18 protein-coding genes and 1 pseudogene are annotated in these 18,116 nt (G+C 46.5%); 12 read left to right on the forward strand and 7 right to left on the reverse strand.

The features are described from left to right. Positions 1 to 164 precede the first annotated feature (164 nt). On the forward strand, positions 165 to 395 hold the full coding sequence (locus tag CPT76_RS41305; protein WP_308737547.1) for a hypothetical protein: 231 nt from the start codon (positions 165 to 167) through the stop codon (positions 393 to 395). Between the two features lie 48 nt (positions 396 to 443). Here CPT76_RS41305 and CPT76_RS08850 read toward each other — a convergent pair whose 3' ends face one another. Both CPT76_RS08850 and CPT76_RS08855 read right to left on the reverse strand, forming a co-directional pair. Next, positions 444 to 770, reverse strand: coding sequence for a Dabb family protein (locus CPT76_RS08850; RefSeq protein WP_105442657.1), 327 nt, complete (start codon positions 768 to 770; stop codon positions 444 to 446). A gap of 21 nt (positions 771 to 791) precedes the next feature. Beyond that, positions 792 to 1,362 (reverse strand): annotated as a pseudogene (locus CPT76_RS08855) (NADPH-dependent FMN reductase). A gap of 167 nt (positions 1,363 to 1,529) precedes the next feature. Here CPT76_RS08855 and CPT76_RS08860 point away from each other — a divergent pair. Then, a complete protein-coding gene (locus CPT76_RS08860; protein WP_258168222.1) occupies positions 1,530 to 2,438 on the forward strand; it encodes a helix-turn-helix transcriptional regulator in 909 nt (302 codons plus the stop codon). Here the strand turns inward: CPT76_RS08860 and CPT76_RS41955 are convergent. Both CPT76_RS41955 and CPT76_RS08870 read right to left on the reverse strand, forming a co-directional pair. Then, positions 2,435 to 2,806 carry a DMT family transporter gene (locus CPT76_RS41955; protein ID WP_374954631.1) on the reverse strand — a complete coding sequence of 124 codons (372 nt, stop codon included), beginning with the start codon at positions 2,804 to 2,806 and terminating at the stop codon, positions 2,435 to 2,437. The two genes, CPT76_RS08860 and CPT76_RS41955, sit on opposite strands and share 4 nt — an antisense overlap. Before the next feature lie 35 nt (positions 2,807 to 2,841). After that, positions 2,842 to 3,225 carry a DMT family transporter gene (locus tag CPT76_RS08870; RefSeq protein ID WP_181152747.1) on the reverse strand — a complete coding sequence of 128 codons (384 nt, stop codon included), beginning with the start codon at positions 3,223 to 3,225 and terminating at the stop codon, positions 2,842 to 2,844. A gap of 448 nt (positions 3,226 to 3,673) precedes the next feature. On the opposite strand from CPT76_RS08870, the gene CPT76_RS08875 reads away from it, so the two are divergent. The 6 genes from CPT76_RS08875 to CPT76_RS39245 all read left to right on the forward strand — a co-directional run bounded on the left by CPT76_RS08875 (position 3,674) and on the right by CPT76_RS39245 (position 10,906). Then, positions 3,674 to 5,266: an extracellular solute-binding protein gene (locus tag CPT76_RS08875; protein WP_105442660.1), complete on the forward strand. Its 1,593-nt coding sequence runs from the start codon at positions 3,674 to 3,676 to the stop codon at positions 5,264 to 5,266. A gap of 70 nt (positions 5,267 to 5,336) precedes the next feature. Beyond that, positions 5,337 to 6,299 carry an ABC transporter permease gene (locus CPT76_RS08880; protein ID WP_105442661.1) on the forward strand — a complete coding sequence of 321 codons (963 nt, stop codon included), beginning with the start codon at positions 5,337 to 5,339 and terminating at the stop codon, positions 6,297 to 6,299. A 13-nt stretch (positions 6,300 to 6,312) separates the two neighbouring features. Continuing rightward, positions 6,313 to 7,194, forward strand: coding sequence for a carbohydrate ABC transporter permease (locus CPT76_RS08885; protein WP_076164814.1), 882 nt, complete (start codon positions 6,313 to 6,315; stop codon positions 7,192 to 7,194). 94 nt (positions 7,195 to 7,288) lie between these two features. Beyond that, positions 7,289 to 9,655: an AraC family transcriptional regulator gene (locus tag CPT76_RS08890; protein ID WP_105442662.1), complete on the forward strand. Its 2,367-nt coding sequence runs from the start codon at positions 7,289 to 7,291 to the stop codon at positions 9,653 to 9,655. 89 nt (positions 9,656 to 9,744) lie between these two features. Further along, positions 9,745 to 10,251, forward strand: coding sequence for an enolase-like domain-containing protein (locus CPT76_RS39240; RefSeq protein ID WP_258168224.1), 507 nt, complete (start codon positions 9,745 to 9,747; stop codon positions 10,249 to 10,251). 22 nt (positions 10,252 to 10,273) lie between these two features. Then, complete coding sequence (locus CPT76_RS39245; RefSeq protein WP_258168225.1) at positions 10,274 to 10,906, forward strand: enolase C-terminal domain-like protein; 633 nt, start codon at positions 10,274 to 10,276, stop codon at positions 10,904 to 10,906. A 183-nt stretch (positions 10,907 to 11,089) separates the two neighbouring features. Here CPT76_RS39245 and CPT76_RS08900 read toward each other — a convergent pair whose 3' ends face one another. After that, the gene (locus CPT76_RS08900; RefSeq protein ID WP_105442663.1) at positions 11,090 to 12,055 is read right to left on the reverse strand and encodes an aldo/keto reductase; all 966 of its coding nucleotides are present in this window, start codon (positions 12,053 to 12,055) and stop codon (positions 11,090 to 11,092) included. A gap of 359 nt (positions 12,056 to 12,414) precedes the next feature. On the opposite strand from CPT76_RS08900, the gene CPT76_RS41310 reads away from it, so the two are divergent. Together CPT76_RS41310 and CPT76_RS08905 are read left to right on the forward strand one after the other, a co-directional pair. Further along, positions 12,415 to 12,651 carry a hypothetical protein gene (locus CPT76_RS41310; RefSeq protein ID WP_308737548.1) on the forward strand — a complete coding sequence of 79 codons (237 nt, stop codon included), beginning with the start codon at positions 12,415 to 12,417 and terminating at the stop codon, positions 12,649 to 12,651. After that, positions 12,596 to 13,141, forward strand: a complete 546-nt coding sequence (locus tag CPT76_RS08905) for a stalk domain-containing protein (protein WP_308737549.1) — start codon at positions 12,596 to 12,598, stop codon at positions 13,139 to 13,141. Before CPT76_RS41310 ends, CPT76_RS08905 begins: the two co-directional genes overlap by 56 nt. A 257-nt stretch (positions 13,142 to 13,398) precedes the next feature. Here CPT76_RS08905 and CPT76_RS08910 read toward each other — a convergent pair whose 3' ends face one another. Further along, positions 13,399 to 14,085 carry an MBL fold metallo-hydrolase gene (locus tag CPT76_RS08910; RefSeq protein WP_105442664.1) on the reverse strand — a complete coding sequence of 229 codons (687 nt, stop codon included), beginning with the start codon at positions 14,083 to 14,085 and terminating at the stop codon, positions 13,399 to 13,401. Between the two features lie 560 nt (positions 14,086 to 14,645). Continuing rightward, positions 14,646 to 15,203, reverse strand: a complete 558-nt coding sequence (locus CPT76_RS08915) for a TetR/AcrR family transcriptional regulator (RefSeq protein ID WP_105442665.1) — start codon at positions 15,201 to 15,203, stop codon at positions 14,646 to 14,648. A gap of 215 nt (positions 15,204 to 15,418) precedes the next feature. On the opposite strand from CPT76_RS08915, the gene CPT76_RS08920 reads away from it, so the two are divergent. Together CPT76_RS08920 and CPT76_RS08925 are read left to right on the forward strand one after the other, a co-directional pair. Continuing rightward, positions 15,419 to 16,426, forward strand: a complete 1,008-nt coding sequence (locus CPT76_RS08920) for an oxidoreductase (RefSeq protein ID WP_105442666.1) — start codon at positions 15,419 to 15,421, stop codon at positions 16,424 to 16,426. 369 nt (positions 16,427 to 16,795) lie between these two features. Beyond that, positions 16,796 to 17,956: a GntR family transcriptional regulator gene (locus tag CPT76_RS08925; RefSeq protein WP_105442667.1), complete on the forward strand. Its 1,161-nt coding sequence runs from the start codon at positions 16,796 to 16,798 to the stop codon at positions 17,954 to 17,956. The last annotated feature ends 160 nt before the right edge of the window (positions 17,957 to 18,116 follow it).

Genomic DNA, 18,116 nt, shown 5'->3' on the forward strand with positions numbered 1-18,116 from the left:
GCTTTCGTAACGCCCTTCATTCGGAGATCCGCCAGAACGGTCGGCCAGCTGCACTTTGTATTAGGTATAACGGCCAAACTGGCCATCATGCCTAAAATTGGCGGAACCGGACTTATTCTGACCGGGTTGGGCTTATGATCATAACCAAGATGGAGTTATCCCAAATGTGGCTGAATGTATCCATTCTCTTAGCGCTTCTCATGGTTGGACTAATTGACGGATGGATCGAGCCGCGTATGAAAAAGATCAGAATAACCATAGCTGAGCGTCAAGACCAAGGTAATGACATACCTGCCGAATTCGGACTGCAGCTAAAAAAGATCGTACCCATCGAGATGGCAGCCATGCTGCTGATGATTGCCGTATTGGTGCTCATGGTCGTTAAGCCATTTTAAAAGCCGCAGTTATGCGGCTTTTTTTATTAACAAAATATGTGTATTCTTCTATTCCTGACCTTTCCAGGGGTAGTCCATAACGATGATCCCTTCAACATATGGGCCAATCGTCTGCAAAAACTCTTGATGCAGGGGATGCTGAATATAGTCCTGGCAAGCCTGTTGATTCTCAAAAGAAGACGCGGATTCCCTACGCGTATACCCCTCGCTTATTGCTCCTTCTCCTTCCGTTAACGTTACATTCCTACGCGGTAAGTTTAGTTGTGTGATACCCGGAATGTTTTCCTTAAAGTCATAAACTTGCATGACGGCTTCTTCTTTTTTTGCAGTCGAAACATCGGGCTTGAATTTCAATAGTACAATATGTTCAAACATCTTTTTCCTCCAGATTCTCGTTTATACTTGACTTTGCAGCTGCTTTAATCGGGATTGTTCCTTTGCCCATTTCACGAAATTCCCGGATACGAGATCCAGGTACTTAATCGTAGGTTCATCGGTCAACTCACCCTTCTCATTAATTTTCTTCATGCACAAGGCCGATGTATACTTCATTTCCCGGTAACAGCGGCGATGAAATGCCGGAAGAAAACAGTATATCACGCAGATGGCCCAGAGCTTTCACCGATCCCAGCAGACCCATGGAAGAGCCTACGATCCAAGAGGGCTTACCGACCATCACTTGGTCAACGCGGGATAACCAGTCAATCGCATTTACCATGACACCTGGAATGGTTGAATTATACTCAGGAGTGACCCATAACACCGCGTCGGCTTCAGCGACTTTGCCCTTGAAATCGATAACCGTCTGCGGCGGAGCGGACTCCGTATCCTGATCGTAAAAGGGAAGATCCCGGATATTCAACACATCCAATTGGAAAAGATGCTTATAACGATGTTGAATATAGTAAGCTAGCTTTAAATTAAAAGATTCCTTGCGGATGCTGCCGACAATGGCGGCTACTTTCATTGTCATCACCTCAATCAGATTGGTTCGAATGGAAAAGAACAGGTTGGGGCGATCACTGTCTTATCCATTCTTGCTTTTCCTCCTATGGAGGACATAAACTGAGTTTAATGAAACCTGAAGAGGCTAGGAAGAGATCTGGTTATCGTAGGATTGGGAGTCCTACGTTCATGAATATAGTAGGGGGCATGGGGATTATGTCGAAGAGATTGGACCGATACGAGGAATTATCTCGATTTTTACGCTCACGGCGTGAAAGGATAACACCTAAGCAAGCAGGATTGCCGGATTCCGGACGCAGACGGACACCCGGACTTCGCCGAGGCGAGGTGGCTCTGTTGGCAGGTGTGGGATTGGATTGGTATACCTACTTGGAACAGGGACGTCATATTAACGTATCCGTAGAAATCCTTGATCGGATAGCAGAAGTGCTCCGGTTAGATGAATCGGAACGCAGACATCTGTATCATCTGGCCCGTAAGCAATATCCCTTGGTTGAAACCAAGAAAACATCTAAGGTTACACCGGAACTTCAACGCTTTCTAGATAGCCAAAACCTGTCCGCGGCAAATGTCATGGATGCACGTATGAACGTCATTGCCTGGAATGAAGCTTATTGCGCGTTGAATGGGGAGCTGGCCGCTATATCAGATCGGGAGCGGAATTTTGTATGGATGACGTTTACGTCACCCCGCTTCCGTTACGCTAAGGGAGAACAATGGGAACTGCATGCGCGACGGATTGTCGCTAATTTTCATGCCGGTTATGCGCGTCACGGTGACGACCCCTGGTGGTCCGAACAGTTCGACGCCTTGTCCCAAGTTAGCAGGGAGTTTCGGGAGTTTTGGGACGATCATGAAGTACTCGATGCCATAGATGCTCCAAAGACGCTGCACTGTCCGAATCTCGGGAAGTTGAATTTTGATCTTGTTTCGTTTCAGTATTCAAATGATCCGAATTTGACCGTCTCCATTCATGTTCCTCATCAAGATGGCACGATGGAAAAAATGCAGCGTTTACTAAGTGATTATCAGAGCAGCAGGCATGCTGAGGCACTTGAAACTTCTCAAAGAGTTTAGTTGTTAGGGCCGGGAGCGGTGATGGTTGGCTTTTGCCCATGATTTCTACTCGGCCCCGTTCGTTTTGTCCGTACTGCGGTGACAACACCCAATATGACCATGAAGGTACCGACTATTTGAACCCAACCTACCGGCTGCCCCATCAGTACAGAAATCATCAGTGTTACGACAGGAACCAGGTTGAAGAATACGGAAGTACGGTTTGCACCTACCTTCTGTATGCCTTGATTCCACCAAAGAAAAGTCAAAACAGCGCCAAATGTCCCCATAAAGAAAATGCAAATCCATGCTGTTGTGAGTGTCGTTTGCGATATACCCGATGAGGGGAAATTCAGAAAAGGCAGAAAGCAAATGGTAGCAATAGCCATGGTTATGGCTGAGGTGGCGAGCGGGGTGCTGTCGGTCAGAAACTTCCGTCCCAGTACACCATGGTAATGACCATAAGAACACCGGCGATCGAGCACAACATCCCAATGATTTGGCCCTTACGGATGTTTTCTTTCAGCAAAGGCACCGCCAAAAATGCCGTTACGATTGGGTTAGTAGCCATAATCAAGGCAGGATGAAGCGGCGGTGTATACTTCAAGGCTGTGAACTGCAGAGCATTCGTTACGAAAACACCGACAACCCCAAGTACAATATAGACCCAGATCGAGGAATGAACAGTGCTCCACGATGGTTTTTCCTTCACAAATAGAAGCAACAGCATGAGTGCGGCGGCTATGAGGAATCTCCAAGCGGTGACCGTCAAAGGGGACATCGCTTGCATAGGCCAGCTCACCGGCATTAAAACTGGCTCCCCAAAACACGGATACGGCGGCAAGGCGGACATAGGTCCATGCATGATTCATTGAACATCCTCCATCGATTTGGATCAGAACCTCTTTAGCATTAGTGTAAGGCATTCCTGTAGAACGATCTTGAACAATGTGCTCTTTATTTTGTACAAAAGAACCACAGCAAAAAGCCGCACACCTGCGGCTTTTTATATTCTAACGATAGATGTACCTGTCAAATCCGACGACAACAACAGGTTACGCAGCCGAAGAAAGACAAGGAAACCAACGCGTTTTCGTCTATATTCATTAATATGGTCGATTCAGTTTTATTTTCGCAAGTAGTCGATCTTAATAACGGCAAACCTTTTCTGATTTTGTACGATTTCGGGAGAAACCACCATCCTTTATGCTGAATATGGCAAAAGCACATCTAAAATTGAGGAGGAGCTACGATTTATGCAGATGAGCAGGAAAATAATCAATAAGCTTGCACCCGTTTTATGTTTGGGGCTAGCCGCCATAGCGATGGCCGGCTGCAGCAGTGAGGAGAACGCAAAGGGGAGTACGAAATCCGCAGAGACAACCGAACCTTTGAGCCACTTATCGTATTGGAAAGAGATGCATAAGGACGCAGCGGCCATTATGAAAAGCTATGGAGAGATTACAGCTATTAAAGAAATCGAAAAGAACACCGGTGTCACAATCGATTATCAACACCCGGCCCAAGGCCAAGGTGGTGAACAATTCAACTTGATGATGGCCTCAAAATCGCTGCCGGATGTCGTGGAGTATTCGTGGAATAATTATCCGGGAGGCGCTCAAAAAGCGATTCAGGATGGTAAAATCATTCCATTAAACGACTATTTGGATAATGCGCCTAACTTCAAAAAGCTGCTGGACGAGAACCCGGAATGGAGAAGGCAGGCGTCGACAGATAATGGTGATATTATCGGCTTCCCGTTCATCCGCCCCGTTAGAAAACTGCAAACTCACGACGGTCCGGTTATACGTAAAGATTGGCTGGACAAGTTGGGATTGCCTATTCCTAAAACGATCGACGAATGGTACACCGTTTTGAAAGCGTTTAAGGAGCAAGATCCCAACGGCAACGGAAAGGCCGATGAAATTCCGATCATGATCGGAGCAGGCGAGCTTGCTTTTACTGGTGTTTTTGGAATCCCGAACGGCTTTTATCATGAAGGAAATACGGTCAAATATGGCCCCGTTCAACCCGAATATAAGGAGTACCTTACCACCATGAACCGTTGGTACAATGAGGGCTTGCTGGACAAAGACTTTGCAGCCAATGACAGCAAAATGTACGATGCCAAAATGACCGGCAATCAGGTCGGTGCGGCTGTTATGGCAGTAGGCGGTGGCTTGGGCAGATTTATGGATTTAATGGAGTCCAAGGAACCGCAATTCAAGCTTGCGGCCACACCTTATCCGACATTGAAGTCCGGCGATAAACCGATATTCGGTCAAATGGACAATCAAATTGTAGGCATATTCACGGCTATTACCGGAAGCAACAAGCACGTAAAAGAAACTGTAAAATTCCTCGATTACTTCTATAGTGAAGAAGGTCGAATGATCATGAACTTCGGTAAAGAAGGCGTCTCCTATACGATGGAGAACGGTTATCCGAAGTATACGGACTCGGTCATGAACAATCCGGATGGATTGCCGCTTGCGCAATCCCTTAAACAGCATGTCTTGTCCGCTGATGCCGGTCCGTTTTTGCAGGATGTACGCTACATGGAGCAATATGCGGCCAGACCGGAGCAGCAAGAGGCTCTAACCGTCTGGGCAGAACCTTCGAATGAAAAGAGAATGCCTCCGATCACTATCGCCAGGGAAGACAACAGCCGATATGCCTCGATCATGAACGATGTTGACACCTACAAAAATGAAATGATCGTTAAATTTATTATGGGCGCAGAATCGCTAAATAAGTTCGATGAGTATGTCGCTACCCTGAAAAGCATGGGGCTCGACGATGCGATCAAAATGCAGCAATCCGGATTGGAACGCTACAACAACCGCTAAAAAGCCTACTAAACTGGAGGCGGAAAGCTTGCGGCTTGCCGTTCTCCCGTGTTCAAAGAAGGAGTAAGCCATGCCTAATGTGCAGGGAAATATGGTGACGACGGCAACGGGGAACCGGGCAGACACGAAATGGAGCATCATTAAAAGGGACATAATCCGAAATCGTTACATTTATCTTATACTGCTGCCTGTCATTGCCTACTATATCGTTTTTCATTACGGACCGATGTATGGTCTGCAAATTGCTTTTAAAGATTACGGGCTTGCAGACGGCATTTGGGGAAGTCCGTGGGTTGGTCTCGATCATTTTAAAAGCTTTTTTGGAAATTACTATTTTTGGAGACTGATTCGGAACACCTTGTTGATCAATATTTATGAATTGCTGTTCGCATTTCCCGCTTCGATTATTCTTGCGTTATTGCTTAATGAAATTCGGAAGGGCTTTTTTAAACGGATCGTACAGACGATAAGTTACCTCCCGCACTTTATCTCCATCGTCGTTGTGGTAGGGATGATGATCGATTTTTTTGCCCGAGACGGCCTGGTGAATAACCTTCTCCTCATGATTGGACTTCAACCGATTGCTTTCATGCAGGAGCCGGAATGGTTTCGGTTCATGTACATTTCCTCGGGCATCTGGCAGGGAATCGGATGGGGCTCTATCATCTATCTCGCATCTATTGCCAATATCGACCCGACGCTTTATGATGCGGCCCGGATTGACGGAGCAGGGCGATGGAAACAGACCTTGCATATTACCTTAACCGGAATTATGCCAACCATTGTGATCATGTTTATCCTCAATATTGGATCCATGCTTTCCGTCGGGAGCGAGAAAATTATCCTCATGTACAATCCGATAACCTATGAGACGGCCGATGTCATCTCCACCTATGTATACAGAAAAGGTATTCTTGGAGCCGATTTCGGTTATACCGCTGCCGTGGGGCTGTTCAATTCGGTCATCAGCTTCATTCTGATCGTACTCGCCAATTCCATTAGCAAACGAGTGAGTGAACATAAATTATGGTAAAAGGAGAAACGGTATGCTTCACAAACGCAGCCTGGGTGAATGGATATTTTCCGGCGTCAACACGTGCTTCATGATTCTGCTTTGCTTCGTCACGCTTTACCCGTTCCTTTACGTATTGTTCGCCTCTTTGAGCGATCCTACAGAAATGGCCCGATTTCGCGGCATGCTGTTTTACCCTAAAGGATTTAACTTGGAGGCATATAAAGCCGTAATGGATAATCCGATGATCCTGACCGGTTACCGAAACACGATTTTTTATGTCGCTGGCGGTACAGCCATCAACTTATTCATGACAACACTTGGAGCCTATGCCCTTTCTCGCCGCAACGTCTATTTCAGCAATTCCATCATGTTCATGATCGTGATCACGATGGTGTTCAATGGGGGGCTCATACCATCGTTTCTGCTGGTGAACAGTCTCGGTATGCTGGATACGCCTTGGGCACTTCTCTTGCCTGGGGCTGTCAGTTCATTTAATTTGATCATTATGCGAACCGCATTTCAAGCGGTACCTGTGAGTCTGGAGGAATCCGCGCGGATCGACGGAGCGAACGACTGGACCATCATGAGCCGGATCATTGTTCCTCTCTCGATGCCCGTTATAGCCGTCATGATTTTGTGGTACGCCGTCGGACATTGGAATTCGTACTTTAGCGCATTGATTTATTTGCGTGACCGGGAGTTATTTCCCCTACAGCTAGTTCTCCGTGAAATTCTGATCTCAAACAGTACGGACAGCATGACGACCGATGCAGCGGCCTCAGATCGGTTAGACATCGGAATCACGATCAAGTATGCAACAATTATCATTTCCACACTTCCGATATTATGTCTGTATCCGTTTCTGCAAAAGTATTTTGTGCACGGTGTCCTGATCGGTGCGTTAAAAGAATGATCGTCACACGAATCGGTCATCCAACGAAGGGAGTAAGCTTGCTCTTCCCGAATTATAGGGAGTGAGCAAGCTTTTCTATACTAGGAGGATCGCAATGTTTTCATTCATCCGAAAAAAGAATGCCGGAAGCAAAAGAAGAAGCCTATTCATCAGGATGCTCGTATCCAATTGTCTGCTGCTCCTGCTTCCCATCATCATCTGGTTTGTTTTCTATACCCAGTTTGAACATATCATGAAAGCAAATGCGGAACGTTCCAATCTTGGCATGCTGGAGCAAATGCGTCTCAATATAGACAGCAATCTTAAAGATATTGAACATTTATCCAATCAAATGATACTTAATCCTAAGCTGCGTTATTTATTGGATACGCAGAGCAAAAACTTATCCGAACGATATCATCTGGTACAGTTTTCAAGAGACTATTTAAAAATGTACTCCCACATGACCAACAATTTTGTTTACGATTTCTATATTTTTTTGGACCGAAGTGATTCTGTGATCAAACCGAACCTCGTGACCGATTCGCACAGCTTTTACGATAAATATTACAGCTTTGATCATCTTACCTATGAAGAATGGCGTAAACAGATGATCAGTTACCATAGTCAAACTTACCTGCCGGCTGCGACCTTACAGCGAAACAGCAGCTTGAAGAATGACCCTATGAAAGTAATTACCTTTATGCAATCGCTGCCTGTCGAAGACACCTCCACGATTAAAGGGAGCCTTGTCGTTCTGATCGATGAAGCCAAAATTCACGAAATGACACGAAAAATCGAGTCCGCAAACGGGAGCTCCGTTTATATCGTGGACCAAAATCATGAACTCATCAGCAGTACACCCGGTGCCAGCCCTTTATCAAAATCCATATTGAACGAACTTAAGTCGAATACCGGTCTACTCAATACCAATCTGAACGGTCAAGATGTGATGGTATCATTCACCACCTCGGAACAAGTCGGATGGTACTATATTGATGTGATGCCATTGAATTTATATCTGCATAAATTAAAACAAATGGAGCATCTTGCGATGTGGCTTCTCTTGTTATGCATCCTTGTAGGGAGCGCAGCAGCGTATGGAATCACATATAGAAATTATTTTCCAATCAAAAGAATTGTAGAGGCGATACCGGCCGGAAAGTTCCATCCCCGGAAAGCGGCTGGTGATGAATTTGACTACATCATGGAAATGATGAAGGTTTCCTGGGACGAGGAGAGAAGTATTAAGAACAAGCTTACCCAGCAGCTGCCATTGCTTCGTTCGAATTATTTGCATCGTGTGCTTCAAGGCTATTATGAGCCTCCAGAGCAGATGAAACAATCGCTGGAATTTATGGGCATCCAGTTTCCGTTTCCCCATTTTGCCGTCATTCTCGTTCAAGTGGACGACTTGACCCGGTTCGCACCGAACCAAAGTGAAAAACAATGGGCATTGGTCCGATTTATTATCTCCAATTTGGCTGAAGATTCTATCTACGACTTGCATACGATACATACCATAGACCTGGAGAAAAACCGGCTGGCCCTGCTCGTCAATCTGTTGCCTGATCAGTTGGGGCATCCGACTTGCCGGGTTAAGGACATCGTCACCGAATTGCACCGCATTTTGGAGACCCGATTCAAGCTGGAGATCAGTATAGCCATAAGCGGAGTTCATGAGGGGCAGCATCAGATTGGAGAAGCCTATTTGGAGGCGGCTGCCGCCTTGGAGTACAGGATGGTAAATGGGCAGCTGTCGATCTTTTATTATCAAGATATCCGCCAGCAAAAGCTGCAATATTATTACCCCGTCGAAACCGAGCTGCAGTTAATCAATTGTGTTCGAAGCGGTGACAAAGAGCAGGTTGTCCTTCTGCTTAAACAGTTGTTCGATATGAATTTTAGCGACGAATCTATCACTCCTGAGCTGGGGAGATGCCTATTATTCAGTCTCGCCAGTACCCTGTTGCGTATCATGACTTCGGATACTCCGGCGTACCGTAGGCTTACAGAGGGCGACATACATCCTGTACGTTTCCTGCTCTCCTGTAAAACAACCGATGAGATGTTTGAAAAAGCGAAGGACCTGTATTTATCGGCTGCCGAATCATTCAAATTGGAACGGAGTGACCACAGTGAACAGCTCCTTATGCAAATACAGGCTTGTATTCAAGCGAATTACGCCGATCCCAACATGAGCCTAAATTTATTGTCTGAGCATTTGCAAATCACACCGCAATATATCTCACAATTTTTTAAAAGGGTAAGTGGGCAGAACTTAAACGACTACCTGACAGTCGTACGGATGGATCACGCAAAGAAACTGATGTCGGATCCTGGGCTGACCAACGCACAGATCGCCAAGATGGTCGGCTATACAAGTGACAGCGTTTTCATTAGAGTTTTTAAGAAAGTCGAAGGGATTACACCCGGTAAATATAGAGAGAGTATGACGAATTGTGACAGACGAATACCCTAGGCTGCTAACCGCGTATAGTTCTTTAATGTGGTCAATTATTTGAATCATTGGGAAATGAAACCGCCGAGTTGATTAAGGAGGGGGATCTTATGAATATTACGGGTATACAATCGGATTGGATCGTGGAAAAAATCGAATTCGCCAAGTTAAGGGGGGAACGATCCAGAAGCGCTGGGGCCAATGGCAGAATCGGTATTCATGGCAAAAGCTGTACAGTCGATATCGCCAGAATTACGATCGATGGACAAACGGGTTACGGCAGTTCGATACATATGACGCCGGAGTGGGCCGAAGGCATCATCGGCCGCAGATTGCTTGACTTATTTGATGACAGGGGCAGACTGCACGAAGCGTATCGCTTGCCATTGGAATATCCGGTGTTAGATTGGTTAGGACAGAGACAAGGCAAACCAGTATATGACTTGGTATCGGGTGCCAACTTGGAAAGGGGAGTCCCATTCGTTGTCCCGTGTTATGACACCTCTCTATACTTCGACGATTTGCATCTTTCCGATGAGAAGGCAGCCGTCGTATTGATGCAAGAAGAAGCGACACAAGGCTTTGCGAAGGGCCAGCGTCATTTTAAGATTGATTAAGGTTGGCCGAGGCGGACGCCATATGCCGCTTTGGGAAGGGACGAAACGGGATATTGCGATCGTACGGGGGATTGCAGAAGTGGCGGGTCCCACAGGCAAAATTATGATCGATGCAAATAATGCCTATAATTTGAACTTAACCAAAGAAGTATTGGCGGCTTTGACGGATGTGAACCTGTATTGGCTGGAAGAAGCGTTCCATGAGGATGAAGCCTTGTACGAGGACCTGAAGGAATGGCTCCGGCAACGCGGACAGAATGTGCTCATCGCAGACGGGGAAGGGCTTGCTTCACCGCATCTCGTGGAGTGGGCGATTCGCGGATGTGTCGATGTGCTGCAGTACGATATCATCTCGCCGGGTTTCACACATTGGATGGAATTAGGCGAAAAGCTGGATGCCCATGGTTTGCGGTCCGCGCCTCATTGTTACGGCAATGCTTACGGGATTTACGCGTCGGGGCATTTGTCAGCTGCGGTGCTAAACTTCGAATTTGTGGAATATGACGACATTACCATTGAAGGCATGGATGTATCAGGCTATCGAATCGAAAACGGAGAGATTCATATTCCGGCCACCCCCGGTTTTGGAATCGTCTTCGACGAGGAGCTTGTCACCAACCTGATCAAGCAATCCGGATGGTCCCTTAAAGCTTAAAATAAGCTGAGAATATTTTAATGTTGAATTTCAAGGGGCTGCCGCATGGCGGCCTTTTTCAGCTTTCTTGCGACCATTTGATACCGTTATGAACCACGGATGCATGAGTGTTATAAAATTAGCGGCAGCCAGTGTTGGAAATAAAGGCTGCCGCTAACCTACCATCATGACCTAAACGAAAAATTACCAAGCATAAGCTTGTGGAGCCTCGCCGCCAGGACCCGGGAAAATTTCGTCGAGACGCTTCAGCGTCGCCTCGTTGAGCTCTAACTCGATTGCGCGCAGCGTGCGATCGAACTGCTCCATGGTACGCACGCCGGTAATCGGCGCGGTCACTGCCGGGTTGGAGAGCAGCCAGGCAAGGGCGACGACATCTTCTCTCTCTCCAAGCTCATCGCACAACTTGGCGAATGCTTCGAGCTGCAACCGGTGCTGTTCCAGCCGCACGGTATCGCCACTGCGTTTGCCCGAGTCGCCGCGCAGCGCATTGCCCGCAAGAAGCCCGCCGTCCAACGGACTCCACGGCATAACGCCAAGCCCGAGGCTTTGCGATGCGGGAAGCACTTCAAGCTCCGGAAGGCGGCATAATAAATTATACTTATGCTGTTCGGATATAAGGCCAAGCATACCGCGAGCTTTAGCTTCGCCCTGAGCAACCGCGATATCCCAGCCGGCGAAGTTACTCGATCCGACGTATCCAATTTTGCCTTGGTCAGCAGCGATTTCAAATGCATTCCACAGTTCGGCCCAGCTCACGTTCCGGTCGATATGGTGCATTTGGTACAGCTCGATATGGTCTGTTTGTAGACGGCGCAGCGAGCCTTCAAGATGGCGGCGGATTTTATATGCAGACAAACCGGCCTCACGGTTCGGACCGTCGTTGTCGTCATGCATATCATTGTAAACTTTCGTTGCCAGCACAATGCGCTCACGGCGACCTCCACCTTGTTTGAACCAATTGCCGATAATCTCCTCGGTTCGGCCCAACGCGTATTGGTTGGCCGTGTCAAAGAAATTGATGCCCGCATCAAGCGCAGCATCCATAATGCGAAAAGCATCCTTCTCTTCCGTATTCCAACCGAAATTCATCGTGCCCAGACACAGTCGGCTGACCTTTAATCCTGACTTTCCTAAATACGAATATTTCATAATTCTGTTCACCGCTCCTTCATTGATTTAGCACTGATGCGCGATTTGCGGTTCGTACAGAAGAATTATACCTTAAAATGTCCAAGCATGTGTCAAAATTGACATATAAAATTGTTGCTGATGTCCTTGAAAAAAATTCCTGGGTTTCAATTGTTCATCGTGATTTCGACCCAAAATGTTTACAAGTCGGATACAATTCGGAGATAGTTTGGAGATAAAGTCGCTCTATAGTTAGATACATAAGGAACACCCGCCTTAAACGAGATAAACGGGTACACGAAGAAGGTTAGAGTTCTACCAAGTACAAAAGACATAGAGCTTGCTCCGGCAGGCAATAAACAATAAGGGAGAGAATAATCATGAAAAATCGTGTTAAAGGAACTATTATGGCTGCACTTGTCGTAGGAATGACCGTTTCTGGGGCAGCAGGGGTCTATGCCGGTAGCAACTTGCAGAAAATTTCCGCCTACCTCAAGCATAATATCAGTTTTGAAATCAACGGAAAGACCTTTGTACCGACGGATGGAAAATGGAAACAAATTGGCCCCAATCGTCTACAACGATTCGACTTATCTTCCGGTTCGTGCCCTGTCTGAGGCATTGAAGGCATCGGTTAATTATAATAGCCATACCGGTGTCATCACTATTGATACGCCTTCCACACCTAACAATGGGAACACAGGAAACCATACGGGAACCGACCTTGTGGCTGTCACTTACTCGTCTTCCCAAATTCAGGCCATTAAGGGTGAGTTCGCGAAATTCGACGGCTTTACTACGGCTTATGCGCCAATGCAGGCGGCAAAAAACGATAGTTTCCAGAAAGTAGCTGCTGGTGGCGATTCGGTTAAGTTTACTTTTAACCACATGAATGTAGAGATATCGCCCCGGGACTACTCTTTCGAATATGATGGTAAAAACGTCACGCTCTCCAATGGGGTGCAGGCTAAATGGTATACACCAAGCGATATCGCAATGCTGACATTTAAACTCGATGACCGTTTTGTTACGCTCTACTCGCAGGATCATTCCCTCTCGAACACACAGCTGGAGAATGTAGCTGTAGCCGTCGCTAAATTGAAATAATACATCCTTAATTCATGTTGGTTATCGATTTCGCTATACCTTAAAATCAGCAGATCGATTATGAAACAGACTTCCAAAATCATCGGAAGCCTGTTTTTTTGTGTAGGGGAGGTTACAAAGACTAGGGCTAACTTGAAAGAATAGAGGATTACAAATCATTCGATAAAAACTCTGATCGTCAGCTCTTCTTGAAAACAAATCGGTATTAGGAGGAGAATATTTTGCTTATAAGTACCGCTGTCTCATCAAAACCAGCTCTAGGCATGGCTGCGACTTCCTTTGCCCACGCTCCCGCGCAGCGCCTTCTCGGCATCCGCAATTACATGGGCAATAGCTTGCTGTGGACGTTCCAGCATCGGTCCGTGGCCGACCGCCAACAGCGTAGGGTTCAACTCCAGCAGCTTGCGCGCGGAGCTAACCGACGTTTCCTTGCTCCAGGTTGCCATAGCTGGAAATGGGAACAATAGTTTCATCCGGCCCGATACTGCCAGGCCGCCTTTAGACTGAAACGCATCCCCCGCGATCAGTGCGCCGCTTCGCTTATCCAGAAATGCGCGCAGCAGCACATCGGGCTTCGTCATGATTTTGCCTGGCTTCGGAACCCTGCCTTTGATCGGCGTCTGATGCTCCTGCGGCTCCAGTGTTGCATCTCCTTTCAGCAATCTCGCATCCCTCTCTGAAATATAAACCTGCGAGTCAGGAAGCATGGATTTCAGTCCATCCAAAGCTCCGATATGGTCGTTATGCGCATGGGTCAGCACGATTCGGGTAATCGGCTTGCCGATTTGAGCCGCCGTGTTCATGATGCCTTTCACGCTATACGGCAGAGCGGTATCGATCAGCGTTAATCCGTCTTCCTCTTCGACGAAATAACAGCTCACTGGGAAAAAATTTGGCATCATAAACGTGAGCTGGTAGAGGCCGTTATTTTTTGTCAATCTCATGTTCGTGTCTCCCTACAATAGGTATCGTTAGTTTTAAATATTGTTATTAGTTTGCAACCACTTTTCTCAATTTTCGTTCTTTACTGCTCCATGAACATATTTTTTCGGGTATGCCAGGTCCCCGACTATAGCAATGGTCACACGCCAGATACAAGTTTTCCCCAAGCGCTCAGAACGGTTCTGTTTACATCCGGAATTTCTTCGCCATACAGATCAATTTGCTCGATCGGTTCGTTCTTATTTTTAATGGCCGATATTCTTAGTCGCGGCTATCCGAATGTACAATTCCTACGATTTCCTCAATTAATTTAGTTATGCTCTAATTTGAAAAGACTATGCAAGGATTTGTTTGGAATTAAGTAACGCCAAGAATAAAGGTCCTCCAACAATACACCACACATTTCTAAAATGAAAAGGCTGCCAGTAGCTGGCAGCCTTAGTTTCATTTTAATAAGTGACTTCAACTTAGTCCATTTTCGTCGGCACACTTCAATTTACGCAGAGTTTTGCGATTCGTTGCTATAGTCTGCTTTCCCTGAAGAGACGAGCCATATTCCTCTCTAAGAGATAAGAATAACCCGGAGCAAATCTTCAATCATTTGTCGAAGTTCGGAGGAGTCTCTCGCGACTAATTTAAACCCGCGCAATGCGCTTGTTAAAAGATGCGCCAATTTCTCTGAAGATAGGCTGCTTGGGCTGCCGTTGGATTTCGATCGCGATTCCAAAATAGAGGTCAGAATGACTTCTAGCTTGCTGTAGCTCGCATCGAGTGCCTCCTGAGCGAACGAGAAAGAGCTGTCGGTCACTTCTTTTACTTCCGGCGAGTTCAATGATTGATCGAAATTGTTTATAGACCACACTTCAAACGCGTATAACATTTTCTCTTCAGGCGTTTGTTTTGAAGGGAGACCTTCCATTATTTCTTCGATGAGATTGTCGCCGTACAGTAGAATGCTCGCGTTAAAAACTTCCTCCTTGTTCTTAAAATAAAGATAGAGACTCGCACGCGAAATACCGGCGGCTTCCGCTATTTCGTTCATTGACACTCGCTTATAGCCATACTTGAAGAAAACGTCCAATGCAACGGATAGTATATGAAGCTTCTTTTTGTCGTCCATAAATTTATTATTATACACTTTACAAACAATGTCTAGTTGTATAGAATGTACACATAGACAAATTACGTTTTTTGTCTAAATATCAAAAAAAGGGGATAGCTTCTATGATAAAAACAGCCTAAAAAAACGAACCTTATGCATTGGAACATTTTCGGATTCTTCAAATAAACTTTCAGCTTTATAAAATTTGAGCATTTAAAAAGGAGATCTTTTATATGACAACTAAGCAGGCACCCATCGGTTCCGGGTTTGGAGCTTCCTCGACAGCAGAAGATGTCATCAAGGGTATCGACCTGTCCGGCAAAATCGCCATCGTTACGGGCGGCTATTCCGGGCTCGGTCTTGAAACCGCGCGTGTGCTAAGTTCTGCTGGAGCCAAGGTTATCGTGCCGACACGTGACCGCAACAAAGCCGCGGCCGCGCTTGCGGGCATTGACGGTATTGAAATTGAAATGATGGACTTGCTGGACCCTGCCTCAATCGATGCCTTTGCAGAGAAGTTTCTTGCTTCCGGCCAGCCGTTGCACATTCTGGTAAACAGCGCAGGCATTATGGCATCTCCCATGAAACGCGACTCGCGAGGATATGAATCGCAATTCGCGACGAACCATCTGGGCCATTTCCAGCTTGTAGCCCGGCTTTGGCCCGCGCTGCGCAAAGCGAACGGCGCACGCGTGGTTTCCGTCTCGTCCTGGGGGCATCACTTTTCGCCTGTCGTGTTCGATGATCCCAACTTCGAACAACGTGAGTATGACCGCTGGGCGGCCTATGGTCAGTCGAAGACAGCTAACATTCTATTCGCGGTTGCACTGGACCAACGCGGCCAGGCCAACGGCGTCCGCTCCTTTTCCCTTCATCCAGGCAGCATCGTTGGTACCGGTCTCGAAAAGCATCTTTCGAGGGAGGAACTTCATGCGTCTGGCGTCATCGACGAGAATGGACAGCCGGTCCTCGATCCGGCGAAAAATCTCAAGACGGTAGGGCAAGGGGCTGCTACCAGTGTATGGTGTGCGACGAGCCCACAGCTTGACAATATGGGCGGCGTCTATTGCGAGAACTGCGATGTTGCCCCTCTGGGACAGGATGCAGAGAATGAATTTCATTTGGACAACAATTCGACATTAACGGACTCCGGCGTGATGCCATATGCGGTGGATCCCAAGGCGGCCGACCGACTCTGGAGCCTTAGTGAACAGTTGATCGGTTTAACGTTTGCACTATAAATAAGGCTAAGGCGGTAAAACACTCTTTCTAATCCGAAATGGCGCGTATTCTTTTTACTTTCGCACCTGGGGGTATTGACGATTTCTTGTGAGAAATCGGCCAACATTCACTCGGGGAAATTGGGGGACTGCCGAGCAGAATGACACACTGATTATCGGGCCGCCACTGTTTCAGCAAACGCGTTAATATAGAAGCCTGACTGTTGGATTTTATATATCATTAATTAAACAAATAACGGGACAGTCCAGAACCCAATCTGTGCTGTCCCGTTATTTATTAGGACGAACAAAGAAAGGACATGGAATAAACCACTTGCATCTTTCGTATTTTATATATTGAATATATTGATATGAAATGTGGTGATTCGGATGAACTCAGCGGACAGAATACCTTTGTATCAGATGGTTCAAGAGTATATACGTGATTTGATCACGTCCCAGGTATTGAAGGTTGGAGACCGTATCCCTACGGAAAAGGAACTTATGGAGCGTTTCGGAGTAAGCAAAATTACTGTCGTGCATGCCTTGTCCGGTTTGGTTAATGAACGAATCATTACAAGGGTGCCCGGTAAGGGGTCCTTTGTAAGCGATCCGGAATATGAAATTCCGACGACATCTTCTAAAAGTGCAGAAAAGCAAACCAATCAAACCAGCGGAGAAATGCAGACGAAGCTGATCGGTCTGATTATGCCCAGCATTTATGATTATTTTACCATTAGACTTGTCCAGGGGATTCAGCAAGCACTAAATGAAAACGATTACCGTTTCGTGATCTATTTATCGGAGGGCAGCATTGAGAAGGAAAAAGAGGCGATCCAGACATGCAGTAAAATTGGTGTGGAAGGGCTGCTGATTTTCCCGGTTGACGAGGAATTATTCAATGAAGAAATATTAAGCATGAAATTTGCGGGATTTCCGTTTGTTCTCATCGACCGTTACCTTCCAGGGGTGGAAACTCATTATATCGCATCAGACGGTAGGCTTGGCGCTAACCTGGCCGTCAATTACTTATGGGATCTGGGGCACCGTGAAATCGCCATATGCTCTGATTCGCCTATACAAACCGTTACCGTTCAAGAGCGGATCGACGGATATATGAATGCCTTAAAGGAAAAGGGATCCCTCATTAACCCGGCCCACATCGTAACCGGTTTTGAAATCGGAAGTCTTGAGCAAGCTGAAGCACATCCACTGTACCGATATATCCAAAATCGAATGGCAACAGCCTATATTACGCTAAACGGGAGTCTTGGCGTGAAAATCCATCAGATGGCACGTCAAGCCGGTTTGAAGGTGCCTGAGGACATATCCATCATCAGTTTTGACGATCCGACTTCCATCATCGAAGGATACAGCACATTCACGCATGTTAAACAGTTTGAACGAGATATGGGCTACCGGGCGGCAAACACGCTGCTTGAGGTCATAAACAGTGATGACGGCCAACCCGGAAAATACATTAAGACCCTCGTGGAGCCGGAATTGGTGATTGGCGAGACGACGGGAAAGTACATTTTCTCCACATTATGATATCCGCCCGTCCCCTCGACGGGAACATCTCCTTTTTGCTGACCTGAAGATAACTTTTATGCGAATGAAGAAATTATGGAATGAATCCTACTCCATATTGAATATATTTGAATCATACAAATGAAACCGCTTGCAATAAAGGAGGGGGAAACCGTGCGAT

This window comes from Paenibacillus sp. AR247 (assembly GCF_002968895.1).
Classification (GTDB): domain Bacteria; phylum Bacillota; class Bacilli; order Paenibacillales; family Paenibacillaceae; genus Paenibacillus_AQ; species Paenibacillus_AQ favisporus.